Origin of the sequence: Pseudomonas sp. NEEL19 (genome assembly GCF_028751975.1) — a bacterium.
In the GTDB taxonomy this organism is placed as follows: Bacteria; Pseudomonadota; Gammaproteobacteria; order Pseudomonadales; family Pseudomonadaceae; genus Aquipseudomonas; species Aquipseudomonas juntendi.
In genome coordinates this window covers 1386337-1399020 of record NZ_CP081491.1, presented here as the reverse complement: position 1 = coordinate 1399020, position 12684 = coordinate 1386337, and the positions used below count along the sequence as shown (strand labels likewise).

11 protein-coding genes are annotated in these 12684 nt (G+C 64.7%); 6 read left to right on the top strand and 5 right to left on the bottom strand.

The window, feature by feature from the left end; translation table 11 throughout:
• Positions 1-43 precede the first annotated feature (43 nt).
• Positions 44-1537 (bottom strand): polyphosphate:AMP phosphotransferase, encoded by a 1494-nt coding sequence (gene pap, locus K4A76_RS06350; RefSeq protein ID WP_009681696.1) that lies wholly within the window; start codon positions 1535-1537, stop codon positions 44-46.
• A gap of 153 nt (positions 1538-1690) precedes the next feature.
• On the opposite strand from pap, the gene mnmC reads away from it, so the two are divergent.
• The 5 genes from mnmC (at position 1691) to K4A76_RS06325 (ending at position 9094) form a co-directional block, all read left to right on the top strand.
• Positions 1691-3661, top strand: a complete 1971-nt coding sequence (mnmC, locus tag K4A76_RS06345) for a bifunctional tRNA (5-methylaminomethyl-2-thiouridine)(34)-methyltransferase MnmD/FAD-dependent 5-carboxymethylaminomethyl-2-thiouridine(34) oxidoreductase MnmC (RefSeq protein ID WP_274411748.1) — start codon at positions 1691-1693, stop codon at positions 3659-3661.
• Between the two features lie 208 nt (positions 3662-3869).
• Positions 3870-5657: an N-acetylglutaminylglutamine amidotransferase gene (locus K4A76_RS06340; protein WP_054890563.1), complete on the top strand. Its 1788-nt coding sequence runs from the start codon at positions 3870-3872 to the stop codon at positions 5655-5657.
• Between the two features lie 3 nt (positions 5658-5660).
• A complete protein-coding gene (gene ngg, locus K4A76_RS06335) occupies positions 5661-7406 on the top strand; it encodes an N-acetylglutaminylglutamine synthetase (protein WP_274411747.1) in 1746 nt (581 codons plus the stop codon).
• 67 nt (positions 7407-7473) lie between these two features.
• Positions 7474-8658: an osmoprotectant NAGGN system M42 family peptidase gene (locus tag K4A76_RS06330; RefSeq protein ID WP_054912166.1), complete on the top strand. Its 1185-nt coding sequence runs from the start codon at positions 7474-7476 to the stop codon at positions 8656-8658.
• Positions 8659-8866: 208 nt separating this feature from the next.
• Positions 8867-9094 carry a YheU family protein gene (locus K4A76_RS06325; protein ID WP_039603187.1) on the top strand — a complete coding sequence of 76 codons (228 nt, stop codon included), beginning with the start codon at positions 8867-8869 and terminating at the stop codon, positions 9092-9094.
• Here the strand turns inward: K4A76_RS06325 and csrA are convergent.
• Positions 9091-9273, bottom strand: a complete 183-nt coding sequence (gene csrA, locus K4A76_RS06320) for a carbon storage regulator CsrA (protein ID WP_274411746.1) — start codon at positions 9271-9273, stop codon at positions 9091-9093. The genes K4A76_RS06325 and csrA overlap by 4 nt on opposite strands.
• A gap of 120 nt (positions 9274-9393) precedes the next feature.
• Positions 9394-10203, bottom strand: a complete 810-nt coding sequence (locus tag K4A76_RS06315) for an SDR family oxidoreductase (RefSeq protein ID WP_054890442.1) — start codon at positions 10201-10203, stop codon at positions 9394-9396.
• A 195-nt stretch (positions 10204-10398) separates the two neighbouring features.
• Between K4A76_RS06315 and K4A76_RS06310 the strand changes: the two genes are divergently transcribed.
• A complete protein-coding gene (locus K4A76_RS06310; protein WP_009682861.1) occupies positions 10399-10551 on the top strand; it encodes a DUF3309 family protein in 153 nt (50 codons plus the stop codon).
• Positions 10552-10613: 62 nt separating this feature from the next.
• Here K4A76_RS06310 and K4A76_RS06305 read toward each other — a convergent pair whose 3' ends face one another.
• Both K4A76_RS06305 and K4A76_RS06300 read right to left on the bottom strand, forming a co-directional pair.
• A complete protein-coding gene (locus tag K4A76_RS06305; RefSeq protein ID WP_009682860.1) occupies positions 10614-12278 on the bottom strand; it encodes a cation acetate symporter in 1665 nt (554 codons plus the stop codon).
• A complete protein-coding gene (locus tag K4A76_RS06300; RefSeq protein ID WP_009682859.1) occupies positions 12275-12586 on the bottom strand; it encodes a DUF485 domain-containing protein in 312 nt (103 codons plus the stop codon). The genes K4A76_RS06305 and K4A76_RS06300 overlap by 4 nt, the downstream gene beginning before the upstream one ends.
• Between the last annotated feature and the right edge of the window lie 98 nt (positions 12587-12684).

Genomic DNA, 12684 nt, shown 5'->3' with positions numbered 1-12684 from the left:
AGGTCATTCTTTTGCAGCATGGCTTGAGGCCAAACCCGGCAACCTACTTCTTGTGCTTGGCAAACGCCGCCTCAAGCGCCTCGTTGATAGTGCGCAGCACCTTCACCCGGGCCCAGCGCTTGTCGTTGGCCTCTACCAGCGTCCATGGTGCAATCTCGCTGCTGGTACGGTCGACCATGTCCCCCACGGCCTGGGCGTAGTCATCCCATTTGTCCCGGTTGCGCCAGTCATCCTCGGTGATCTTGTAGCGCTTGAACGGGATCTGCTCGCGCTCTTCGAAGCGCTCCAGCTGGGTCTGCTGGTCGATGGCCAGCCAGAACTTGACCAACACCACCCCGGCGTTCACCAACTGTTCCTCGAAATCATTGATCTCGCTGTAGGCGCGCATCCAGTCAGCCGGCGTGCAGAACCCCTCTACCCGCTCCACCAGCACCCGGCCATACCAGGAGCGGTCAAAAATGGTGAACTTGCCCCGCGCCGGAATGTGCCGCCAGAAGCGCCACAGGTAAGGCTGCGCGCGCTCTTCCTCGGTGGGCGCGGCAATCGGCACGATACGGTACTGGCGCGGGTCCAGCGCAGCGGCCACCCGGCGGATGGCCCCGCCTTTGCCGGCAGCATCGTTGCCTTCGAACACCGCCACCAGAGCATGGCGGCGCATGCGCTTGTCCCGCAGCAGCCCGGCAAGGCGGGCCTGCTCGGTCACCAGTTGCTCCTGATAATCGGCCTTGTCCAGGCGCACGCTCAAGTCCAGCGCCCCCAGCAGGCTGCGGTCATCGATGCTACGCCCCAATGGGGCCACGTTCCCCTGGTGCTTGCCTTTGGGGTTGTTGGCCAGCGCGGCCTGCAAGCTTTCCAGCAGGATGCGCCCCACCGCCAGGCTACGGTAGTTGGGGTCGACCCCCTCGACGATGTGCCACGGTGCATAATCGCGGCTGGTGCGGCGCAGCACGCGCTCGCCAAAGCGTACGAAGCGGTCGTAGGTTTTCGACTGCTGCCAGTCCAGCGGGCTGATTTTCCAGCTGTGCAACGGGTCGTCCTTCAGCGATTTCAGGCGCGCCTTCATCTGCTTCTTGGACAGGTGGAACCAGAACTTGATGATCAGCGCACCTTCGTCGCAGAGCATTTGCTCCAGGCGTTCGGCACCGGTGATGGCCTGGTCGAGCACGGCATCCTTGAGCACCCCGTGCACCCGCCCCTGCAGCATCTGGCTGTACCAGTTGCCAAAAAACACGCCCATCCGCCCCTTCGGCGGCAAGGCCCGCCAATAGCGCCATGCCGGCGGCCGGGCCAGCTCTTCGTCGGTCTGCTGGTCGAAGGTCAGCACATCGATCATGCGCGGGTCCATCCACTCGTTCAGCAGCTTTACCGTCTCACCCTTGCCAGCGCCTTCAACGCCGTTGATCAGTACGATCACCGGGAAGCGCGCCTGCTGCTTGAGTTCGTACTGGGCTTCGAGCAGGGCCTCGCGCAACGCGGGCACCTCGGCGTCGTAAGCCTCCTTGTCGATGCTGTGGCCGATTTCGGCGGATTCGAACATGCAATGGCTCCTTCAATGGATAACCAAGACTAGCGGAATTCGAAGCTGCAAGCTGGAAGTCGCAAGCTGCAAGAAAATGTAAGCCATGCCACCATCTGCTCTTTCTAGCGACTTGCGACTTGCAACTCGCAACTCATCTCCAGTGAACCAGCCATGCCTGAATCCACCCTCCTCCAGCACGCCCAGATCGATTGGGACGACCAGGGCCGCCCCCATTCGCGGCAGTACGACGACGTCTATTTCGCGGTCAACGAAGGCATCGAAGAAACCAAGCATGTGTTCCTCGGCCAGACCCGACTGGCCGAACGCTTCGCCAACCTGCCCGCACACAGCAGCCTGGTGATCGGCGAGACCGGCTTTGGCACCGGCATGAACTTCTTCTGCGCGTGGCAATTGTTCGACCAGCACGCGCCCAGCGGTGCACGCCTGCATTTCGTCAGTGTCGAAAAGTACCCCCTGGGCGCTGCCGACATGGCCCGCGCCGTACGCCTGTGGCCGGAGCTCGCCGCCTACACCGAGCCGCTGCTGGCCCAGTATGTGGCGGTGCACCCCGGCTTTCAGCAGTTCACCTTCGCCGAAGGCCGGGTCACCCTGACCCTGCTGATCGGCGATGTGCTGGAGCAGCTGCCGCAGCTCGATGCACAGGTCGACGTGTGGTTCCTCGACGGCTTCGCCCCGGCCAAGAACCCCGACATGTGGACCCCGCAGCTGTTCGCCCAACTGGCGCGGCTGTCCCACGCCGGGACAGTGCTGGGCACCTTCACCACCACCGGCTGGGTGCGCCGCAGCCTGGTCGAAGCGGGCTTCGCCATGAAGAAGGTGCCGGGCATCGGCAAGAAGTGGGAAGTGATGAGCGGCGCCTACGTCGGCGCCCTGCCCACCCCTGGCGCCCCCTGGTATGCACGCCCGCCCGCCACGCCGGGCCCCCGCCAGGCGCTGGTGATCGGCGCCGGGCTCGCCGGCAGCGCCAGCGCGGCCAGCCTGGCCCGGCGTGGCTGGCAGGTGACCGTATTGGAACGCCATGCCGCCCCCGCGCAGGAAGCCTCGGGCAACCCGCAGGGGGTGCTGTACCTCAAGCTGTCCGCCCATGGCACGGCGTTGTCGCAGCTGATCCTGTCCGGCTTCGGCTACACCCGGCGCCAGCTCGAACGCCTGCAACGGGGCCAGGACTGGGATGCCTGCGGCGTGCTGCAACTGGCGTTCGACGCCAAGGAAGCCGAGCGCCAGGGCAAACTGGCTGGCGCGTTCGACCACGACCTGCTGCACGCGCTGCAACGTACCGAGGCTGAAGCCGTCGCCGGGGTCGCCCTGCCGGCTGGCGGGCTGTTCTACCCCGAAGGCGGCTGGGTCCACCCGCCTGCCCTGTGCCAGCAGCAGTTGCAGCACCCTGGTATCCGGCTGGTGACCCACCAGGAAGTCATCGAACTGCGCAAAGTGGCTGACCAGTGGCAAGCCTGGGCCGGCGAGCGCCTGCTGGCCAGCGCGCCGGTGGTGATTCTGGCCGCAGCCGCCGAGGTCCGCCGCTTCGACGCCTGTGCCGGGTTGCCGCTCAAGCGCATCCGGGGCCAGATCACCCGCTTGCCGGCCACCGCCGGCAGCCGGGCACTGCGCACCGTGGTGTGCGCCGAGGGCTACGTGGCACCGCCGCGTGGTGATGAACATACCTTGGGCGCGAGCTTTGATTTCAACAGTGACAACCTGGCGCCGACGGTGGCCGAACACCAGGGCAACCTGGCGTTGCTGGACGAGATATCGACCGACCTGGCACAACGCCTGGGCGTGGCAACGCTGAACCCTGAGCACCTGCAAGGGCGGGCCGCATTCCGCTGCACCAGCCCGGATTACCTACCGATTGTCGGGCCGCTGGCCGATGCACAGGCGTTTGCCGACACCTACGCGGTACTGGCGCGTGATGCGCGACAGGTGCCGCAAGCCCCTTGCCCCTGGCTGGGCGGGCTGTATGTAAACAGCGGGCATGGCTCGCGCGGGTTGATCACCGCGCCGTTGAGTGGGGAACTGCTGGCGGCGTGGGTGTGCGGGGAGCCGCTGCCGGTGCCTCAGGGGGTGGCGCAGGCTTGCCATCCTAACCGGTTCGCCCTGCGCAGGCTGATACGGGGCAAGTGATGGAGCCGGGGGCTGCGGTGCAGCCCAATCGCGACCCAGGGTCGTTCCGGCAAGGCAAAACCGGTGTCGCGATTGGGCAGAAAAGCGTCGCAGGCCGCGGCCGCATATAACAGATTGTTCTAAAACTCTCATAAAGCATATAGGTCAGTTCCTTAAGGTGCCCTAATCCGGGGCATCACCTCCCCAACGGAAAAACCGGTAAGGACTTATGTGCGGATTAGCAGGAGAGTTACGTTTCACCCCCATCGGCCAAGCGCCACGCCCAGCCGACCTGGCTGCGGTAGAGCGCATTACCCATCACCTGGCCCCACGCGGCCCGGATGCCTGGGGCTTCCATAGCCAGGGCCCGATAGCCCTCGGCCACCGCCGCCTGAAAATCATGGACCTGTCCGACGGCTCGGCGCAGCCCATGGTCGACAACACCCTGGGCCTGTCCCTGGCGTTCAACGGTGCCATCTACAATTTCCCCGAGTTGCGCCAGGAGCTGCAGGCCCTGGGCTACCAGTTCTGGTCGGACGGCGACACCGAAGTGCTGCTCAAGGGCTACCACGCCTGGGGTGCGGCGCTACTGCCGAAACTCAACGGCATGTTCGCCCTGGCCATCTGGGAACGCGATAACCAACGCCTGTTCCTGGCCCGCGACCGCCTGGGCGTAAAGCCGCTGTACCTGTCACGCAACGGCGAGCGGCTGCGTTTTGCCTCGACCCTGCCAGCGCTGCTCAAGGGCGGCGACATCGACCCGATGCTCGACCCGGTGGCGCTCAACCACTACCTCAACTTCCATGCCGTAGTGCCGGCACCGCGCACCTTGCTGGCGAATGTGCAAAAGCTGGAACCCGGCACCTGGATGCGTATCGACCGCCACGGCGAAATCGAGCGTCAGACCTGGTGGCAACTGCAATACGGGCCCAACGCCGATGAGCGTGAGCTGGACCTGGAAGGCTGGACCACCCGCGTACTGGACGCGACCCGCGAGGCCGTGGCCATCCGCCAGCGTGCCGCCGTGGACGTGGGCGTGCTGCTGTCCGGCGGTGTCGACTCCAGCCTGCTGGTCGGCCTGCTGCGTGAAGTCGGTGTGGACGACCTGTCGACTTTCTCCATCGGCTTTGAAGATGCCGGCGGCGAGCGCGGCGACGAGTTCCAGTACTCCGACCTGATCGCCCGGCACTACGGCACGCGCCACCACCAGTTGCGCATTGCCGAGCACGAAATCATCGACCAGCTGCCTGCCGCCTTCCGCGCCATGAGCGAGCCGATGGTCAGCCACGACTGCATCGCCTTCTACCTGCTGTCGCGGGAAGTGGCCAAGCATTGCAAGGGCGTGCAAAGCGGCCAGGGCGCCGACGAACTGTTCGCCGGCTACCACTGGTACCCGCAGGTGGACGGCGCCGACGATGCCTACGCGGCGTACCGCAACGCCTTCTTCGACCGCAGCCACGACGAGTACCGCGATACCGTGCAGGCGCCATGGTTGCTGGATACCGATGCCGCTGGCGATTTCGTGCGCGAGCATTTCGCCCGCCCCGGCGCGCCGCAGGCGGTGGACAAGGCCTTGCGCCTGGACAGCACCGTGATGCTGGTCGACGACCCCGTCAAACGGGTCGACAACATGACCATGGCCTGGGGCCTGGAGGCACGCACCCCGTTCCTCGACTACCGCCTGGTAGAGCTGTCGGCACGCATTCCGGCGCGCTTCAAGCTGCCAGACGGCGGTAAACAGGTGCTCAAGCAAGCCGCACGGCGGGTGATCCCGCATGAAGTGATCGATCGCAAGAAGGGCTACTTCCCGGTACCGGGCCTGAAGCACCTGGAAGGCGCCACACTGGGTTGGGTACGCGAACTGCTGACCGACCCCAGCCAGGACCGTGGGCTGTTCAACCCAGCCATGCTCGACCGCCTGCTTAGCAACCCGCACGGCCAATTGACGCCACTGCGCGGTTCCAAGCTGTGGCAACTGGCAGCATTGAACCTGTGGCTGAGCGAACAAGGACTCTGACCGATGAAACCCCACGAAATCGCCTACGGTCAGCGCCTGCTGCGTGGCCAGGCGCCGTCCTACGAGCGCCTGCAGGCGCGCCTGGCCGGCGACGGCAGCCAGCCCCACCAACAGCCGCGTGCCGTGCACTGCGGCTGGGGCCGGCTGCTGATTGGCCACACCTATGCCGACCCGGCCGACCTGGCCGACGACCTGTTGGGCGAGTGCCCAGGCGAACGCGATATCGCGCTGTATGTGGCAGCACCGCAGCAGGTGCTGGCGCAGGCGCCACAACAGTTGTTCCTCGACCCATCCGACACCCTGCGCCTGTGGTTCACCGATTACCGCCCGGCGCAGCGGGTATTCCGCGGCTTTCGCGTGCGGCGGGCGCAGAACCCGGCCGACTGGCAGGCCATCAACACCTTGTATCAGGTGCGCGGCATGCTACCGGTCGATGCCGACTTGCTCACCCCTCGGCACCTGGGCGGCCCGGTCTACTGGCTGGCTGAAGACGAAGACAGCGGCGCGGTGATCGGCAGCGTCATGGGCCTGAACCATGCCAAGGCTTTCGATGACCCCGAGAACGGCAGCAGCCTGTGGTGCCTGGCAGTCGACCCGCACTGCACCCGCCCCGGCGTGGGTGAAGTGCTGGTGCGCCACCTCATCGAGCACTTCATGAGCCGCGGCCTGGCCTACCTCGACCTGTCGGTGCTGCACGACAACCGCCAGGCCAAGCGCCTGTACCAGAAGCTTGGCTTTCGCAACCTGCCCACCTTCGCCGTCAAGCGCAAGAACGGCATCAACGAGCAACTGTTCCTCGGCCCCGGCCCACAGGCCGACCTCAACCCCTATGCACGCATCATCGTCGACGAAGCACTGCGCCGCGGCATCGAGGTACAGGTGGATGACGCCGCCGGCGGGCTGTTCACCCTCAGCCTGGGCGGCCGGCGCATTCGCTGCCGTGAGTCGCTCAGCGACCTGACCAGCGCCGTGACCATGACGCTGTGCCAGGACAAGCGCCTGACCCAGCATGCCCTGCGCACTGCCGGGCTGCAGGTGCCGGCGCAACAATTGGCCGGTAATGCCGACGATAACCTGGCCTTTCTCGACGAGCATGGCGCGGTGGTGGTCAAGCCCGTTGACGGCGAACAAGGCCAGGGCGTAGCGGTAAACCTGACCTGCATCGACGACGTGACCCAGGCGGTCGCCCATGCCCGCCAGTTCGATAGCCGGGTGTTGCTGGAGAGCTTCCATGCCGGCCTCGACCTGCGCATCGTGGTGATCGGCTATGAAGTGGTGGCAGCGGCCGTTCGCCACCCGGCCCAGGTGCTGGGTGACGGCAAGCACAGTGTGCGCCAGTTGATCGAGGCCCAAAGCCGTCGTCGCCAGGCCGCTACGGCGGGTGAAAGCCGTATCCCGCTGGATGAAGAAACCGAACGTACCCTGCGCGCTGCTGGCGTGGGTTACGACGACGTACTGCCCTCCGGCCAGCGCCTGGCCGTGCGGCGCACCGCCAACCTGCACACCGGCGGCACCCTGGAAGACGTTACCGCCCGCCTGCACCCGGTGCTGGCCGACGCCGCCGTGCGCGCTGCCCGGGCGCTGGAAATTCCGGTGGTCGGGCTGGATTTCATGGTCCGTGATGCCGAACAGCCCGAGTACGTGATCATCGAAGCCAACGAGCGCGCCGGCTTGGCCAACCACGAACCGCAGCCAACGGCCGAGCGTTTCATCGACCTGCTGTTCCCGCATAGCCGGCCTTTGGCGTAAACCAGTGCCGGGCTCTTCGCGGGTTCACTCGCGAAAAGGCCGGCACAGGAGCAAGGAGTATTCAACCATGTCCGAGCGACACCCCGAACCCGATCTCGAATACCTCAAGCGTGTGCTGCTGGAGATGCTGGCCATCCCCAGCCCAACCGGTTTCACCGACACCATCGTGCGCTACGTGGCCGAACGCCTAGACGAACTGGGCATCCCCTTCGAACTGACCCGTCGCGGCACCATTCGCGCGACCTTGAAGGGCCGGCAAACCTCGCCCGACCGCGCCGTATCCGCGCACCTCGATACCATCGGCGCCAGCGTGCGCCAACTGCAGGACAACGGCCGGCTAGCCCTGGCGCCGGTTGGCTGCTGGTCCAGCCGCTTCGCCGAGGGCAGCAGGGTCAGCGTGTTCACCGACACCGGCGTGTTCCGCGGCAGCGTACTGCCGCTGATGGCCAGTGGGCACGCCTTCAACACCGCCATCGACCAGATGCCGGTCAGCTGGGAACACGTGGAAGTCCGCCTGGACGCCTATTGCGCCACCCGCGCCGATTGCGAGGCGCTGGGAGTGAGCATTGGTGACTTCGTGGCCTTCGACCCACTGCCCGAGTTCACGGACAGCGGCCACATCAGCGCCCGTCACCTGGACGACAAGGCCGGTGTCGCGGCGCTGCTCACCGCGCTCAAGGCAGTGGTGGAGAGCGGCCAGCAACCGCTGATCGACTGCCACCCGCTGTTCACCATTACCGAGGAAACCGGCTCGGGCGCAGCGGGTGCCCTGCCTTGGGACGTCAGCGAGTTCGTCGGCATCGACATTGCGCCGGTGGCGCCCGGGCAAGCCTCCAGCGAGCACGCCGTGAGCGTGGCCATGCAGGACTCGTCGGGGCCCTATGATTACCACCTGTCGCGGCACTTGCTGAAACTGGCCGGCGACCACGACCTGCCGGTACGCCGCGACCTGTTCCGCTACTACTTCAGTGATGCCCATTCGGCGGTAACGGCCGGGCACGACATTCGCACCGCGCTGGTGGCGTTCGGCTGCGATGCCACCCACGGCTATGAGCGGACGCACATCGACAGCCTGGCGGCCCTGAGCCAGTTGTTGTCGGCGTACCTGCTCAGCCCGCCGGTATTTGCCAGCGATTCACAGCCGGCCAATGCCTCGCTGGAGCGCTTCAGCCACCAGCTGGAACACGATGCGCAGATGGAGAGCGACACGCGCGTGCCGGCGGTCGACAGCCTGGTCGGTAACAAGGCCTGAGGCCCTGGGGCCGCTTTGCGGCCCATCGCGGGCAAGCCACAGGGATCGCATCAGGGCTGGCAGGTGTTTGTCAGAAGATATGCAGCGGCGAGCACCTGGTTGCGCGGTCGTTGTAGGAGCGGCCTTGTGTCGCGATGGGCCGCAACGCGGCCCCAAACCCCCAAAGTTTCGCGTAGCATGCCCCCACCGTAACCCGAGACACCGCCCCATGCTGATCCCCTACGAGCACCTGCAAGCCGAAACACTGACCCGCCTGATCGAAGACTTCGTCACCCGCGACGGTACCGACAATGGTGACGATACCCCGCTTGAAACACGGGTACTGCGGGTACGCCAGGCATTGGCCAAGGGCCAGGCCTTCATCCTTTTCGACCCCGAAAGCCAGCAGTGCCAGTTGCTGGCCAAGCATGACGTGCCGCGGGAACTGCTCGACTAGCCGGCCTCGGCTTTCTTGGCTTCCTTGATGCGCTTGTACACCTCGGACCGGTGCACCGGCACTTCCCGTGGGGCGTCCACGCCAAAGCGCACCACCCCGTCACGGGTTTCGACCACCACGAGGCGGATGTTCTCACCGATCATGATGACCTCGCCCACTTTGCGCCCTATCACCAGCATGTTCCGGTCCTCCTGCACAAGGTAAAACCGGAGACTGCATCGTCAGGATCAGGCTACTCAATAGCTCCGCAGCGATTCAGAAGCGCCCTACATCTACTGGTAATTCGCCCTACAGATATTTCATCGCGAAACAGCTTTGGCACGCATTTTCACGGCCATTTCGGCCATTTCCTGGTAGAGCCGCTCGGGGGCTTGCCGCTTCAATTCCCAAGCCTGCCGCCCGGCCTCATGCGGCATAATCAGGAACTCGCCAGCAGCGACCTGCCGGTGGATGTAGTCGGCAATGTCCGCCGCATTGATCGGCGACCCTTCCAGCAACTTGCCGACCTGCGCCTTCATGGCCGGGTTCGGGCCGCGGAACGAGTCCAGCAGATTGGTCTGGAAGAACGACGGGCACACCACATGCACCGCCACCTCCACCTGGCGCAATTCCACCAGCAGGCTCTCCGACAGCGCCAGCACGCCGGCCTTGGCGACGTTGTAGTTGCTCATGCCCGGCCCCTGCATCAGGGCGGCCATCGACGCGACGTTGATGATGCGCCCCTTGCTGCGCTCCAGCAGGGGCAGGAAGGCCTTGCAGCCCTTGACCACGCCCATCAGGTTGACGGCGATCTGCCAGTCCCAGTCTTCCAGCGACAGCTCGGCAAAGAACCCGCCCGAGGCAACCCCGGCGTTGTTGACCACCACGTCGATGCCACCGAACTGCTCGGTACAGGCCTGGGCCAGGGCTGTGAGCTGGCTGTAGTCGCGCACGTCGCAGCGCTGGACGAAACCCTCACCGCCGGCCGCACGGGCCAAGTCCAGCGTTTCACGCAGGCCGCTTTCGTTGACATCGGCCAGCGCCAGGCGCCACCCCTCACGTGCCCAACGCAGGGCAATCTCGCGCCCGAGGCCTGAGCCGGCTCCGGTAATCATGATGCGGTTGTGCATGGTGGCTGGCCCTGTCTCGTTGAGGAATGAAACGAGTCTAAACAAGGGGCTGGCCAAGGGCAGGGTTCATCAGGGTAGTGAATGTGGGGGCATGAACCGGCACAAAATGGAATCTTTCACATTGCCCACCAGTCCGAACTTACAAGAGGCCGGCAACCCGAGGCCCTTGACCCCCAACCACGCAAGGACACGTACATGACCACGATCCTCATCATCATCCTGATTCTTCTGTTGATTGGTGGCTTACCGGTCTTCCCACACTCGCGCAGCTGGGGCTACGGCCCGTCCGGCATCGTCGGCGTGGTACTGGTGGTCCTGCTGGTGTTGTTACTGCTGGGCAGGATCTAGCGGCGCCACGCTAGGCATGAAAAAACCGCGCTTCGGCGCGGTTTTTTCATGGGCGGGCGGGCTCAGTGCGACACGGCACCCGAAGCCCCCAGGCCAGTCTGCGAACGGACGAACTGCGGGAAGAACAGCGCGCGTTCGTTTTCTGCGGCCTTGGACTTGTCGGTGACCGAGAAGAACCAGATGCTGACGAAGGCAATGGCCATCGAGAACAGCGCGGGGTACTCGTACGGGTAGATCGGCTTTTCATGGCCCAGGATCTGCACCCAAATGGTCGGGCCAAGGATCATCAGCGTCACTGCGCTGACCAGGCCCAGCCAGCCGCCGATCATGGCGCCACGGGTGGTCAGCTTTTTCCAGTACATCGAAAGCAGCAGGACCGGGAAGTTGCAGCTGGCGGCGATGGAGAACGCCAGGCCGACCATGAAGGCGATGTTCTGCTTCTCGAACAGGATGCCCAGGCCGATCGCCAGTACGCCGAGGGCGACGGTGGTGATCTTCGACACGCGGATCTCGTCCTTGTCGTTGGCCTTGCCCTTGCGCCACACGCTGGCGTACAGGTCGTGGGACACTGCCGAGGCACCCGCCAGGGTCAGGCCGGCGACCACCGCCAGGATGGTGGCGAACGCCACTGCCGAGATGAAGCCGAGGAATACGCTGCCACCCACGGCATTGGCCAGGTGCACCGCGGCCATGTTGTTGCCGCCCAGCAGCGCGCCGGCGGCGTCCTTGAAGTCAGGGTTGGTGCTGACCAGCAGGATGGCGCCAAAGCCGATGATGAAGGTGAGGATGTAGAAGTAGCCGATGAAGCCGGTGGCGTACAGCACGCTCTTGCGGGCTTCCTTGGCGTCACTGACGGTGAAGAAGCGCATCAGGATGTGCGGCAGGCCGGCCGTACCGAACATCAGCGCCAGGCCCAGCGAGAACGCCGAGATCGGGTCTTTGACCAGGCCGCCCGGGCTCATGATGGCCTCGCCCTTGGCGTGCACCTTGATCGCTTCGGAGAACAGCGTGTTGAAGTCAAAGCCCACGTGTTTCATCACCATCAGCGCCATGAAGCTGGCACCGGACAGCAACAGCACGGCCTTGATGATCTGTACCCAGGTGGTGGCGAGCATGCCGCCGAACAGCACGTACAGGCACATCAGGATACCCACCAGGATCACCGCCACATGGTAGTCCAGGCCGAACAGCAGCTCGATCAGCTTGCCGGCACCGACCATCTGCGCGATCAGGTAGAACGCCACTACCACCAGCGAGCCGGAAGCCGACAGGGTGCGGATTTCCTTTTGCCCGAGGCGGTACGAAGCCACGTCGGCGAAGGTGTACTTGCCCAGGTTGCGCAGGCGTTCGGCAATCAGGAAGAGAATGATCGGCCAGCCGACCAAGAAGCCGATCGAGTAGATCAGGCCATCGTAGCCAGAGGTGAACACCAGTGCGGAAATGCCCAGGAACGAGGCTGCCGACATGTAGTCGCCGGCAATAGCCAGGCCATTCTGGAAACCGGTGATCTTGCCGCCGGCGGCGTAGTAGTCCGACGCCGACTTGTTGCGCTTGGAGGCCCAGTAGGTGATGCCCAGGGTGAAGGCGACGAACGCCACGAACATGGCGATGGCAGAGACGTTCAGCGGTTGCTTCTGCACCTCGCCGGTCAGGGCATCGGCGGCCCACACGGCGGGTGCGAAGGCTCCGCAGGCCAGTATGGCCAGGGCTTTGGCGTGGCGAATCATTGTTGCGCCTCCTTCAGGATGGCCTTGTTCAGCTCATCGAACTCGCCGTTGGCGCGGCGCACGTAGATGGCGGTAAGGACGAATGCCGAGACGATCAGGCCGACGCCGATGGGGATACCCCAGGTGATCGACGACTCAGGGCTGAGCTTGGCGCCCAGTATGTGAGGACCGTAGGCAATGAGGAGGATGAAAGCGCAGTACAAGCCGAGCATGATCGCCGAGAGGATCCAGGCGAACCGTTCGCGTTTGCTGACCAGCTCCTTGAAGCGAGGGCTGTTTTGTATCGAGAGGTAAATGCTGTCGTTCATTGTTTTTGTCCTAGCAGCACAAGTAGGGAAACACCCACACCCTTACTTTATGCTGCCGATGGACGCCAACCAGACGACCTTAGTCTTAGATGCAACGG

Bases quoted from the DNA above. Each gene is read 5' to 3' on its own strand.
- ngg (WP_274411747.1), top strand. From the start codon at position 5,661: ATGAAACCCCACGAAATCGCCTACGGTCAGCGCCTGCTGCGTGGCCAG.
- pap (WP_009681696.1), bottom strand. From the start codon at position 1,537: ATGTTCGAATCCGCCGAAATCGGCCACAGCATCGACAAGGAGGCTTAC.
- csrA (WP_274411746.1), bottom strand. From the start codon at position 9,273: ATGCTGGTGATAGGGCGCAAAGTGGGCGAGGTCATCATGATCGGTGAG.
- K4A76_RS06310 (WP_009682861.1), top strand. From the start codon at position 10,399: ATGACCACGATCCTCATCATCATCCTGATTCTTCTGTTGATTGGTGGC.
- K4A76_RS06340 (WP_054890563.1), top strand. From the start codon at position 3,870: ATGTGCGGATTAGCAGGAGAGTTACGTTTCACCCCCATCGGCCAAGCG.
- K4A76_RS06305 (WP_009682860.1), bottom strand. From the start codon at position 12,278: ATGATTCGCCACGCCAAAGCCCTGGCCATACTGGCCTGCGGAGCCTTC.
- mnmC (WP_274411748.1), top strand. From the start codon at position 1,691: ATGCCTGAATCCACCCTCCTCCAGCACGCCCAGATCGATTGGGACGAC.
- K4A76_RS06325 (WP_039603187.1), top strand. From the start codon at position 8,867: ATGCTGATCCCCTACGAGCACCTGCAAGCCGAAACACTGACCCGCCTG.
- K4A76_RS06300 (WP_009682859.1), bottom strand. From the start codon at position 12,586: ATGAACGACAGCATTTACCTCTCGATACAAAACAGCCCTCGCTTCAAG.
- K4A76_RS06330 (WP_054912166.1), top strand. From the start codon at position 7,474: ATGTCCGAGCGACACCCCGAACCCGATCTCGAATACCTCAAGCGTGTG.
- K4A76_RS06315 (WP_054890442.1), bottom strand. From the start codon at position 10,203: ATGCACAACCGCATCATGATTACCGGAGCCGGCTCAGGCCTCGGGCGC.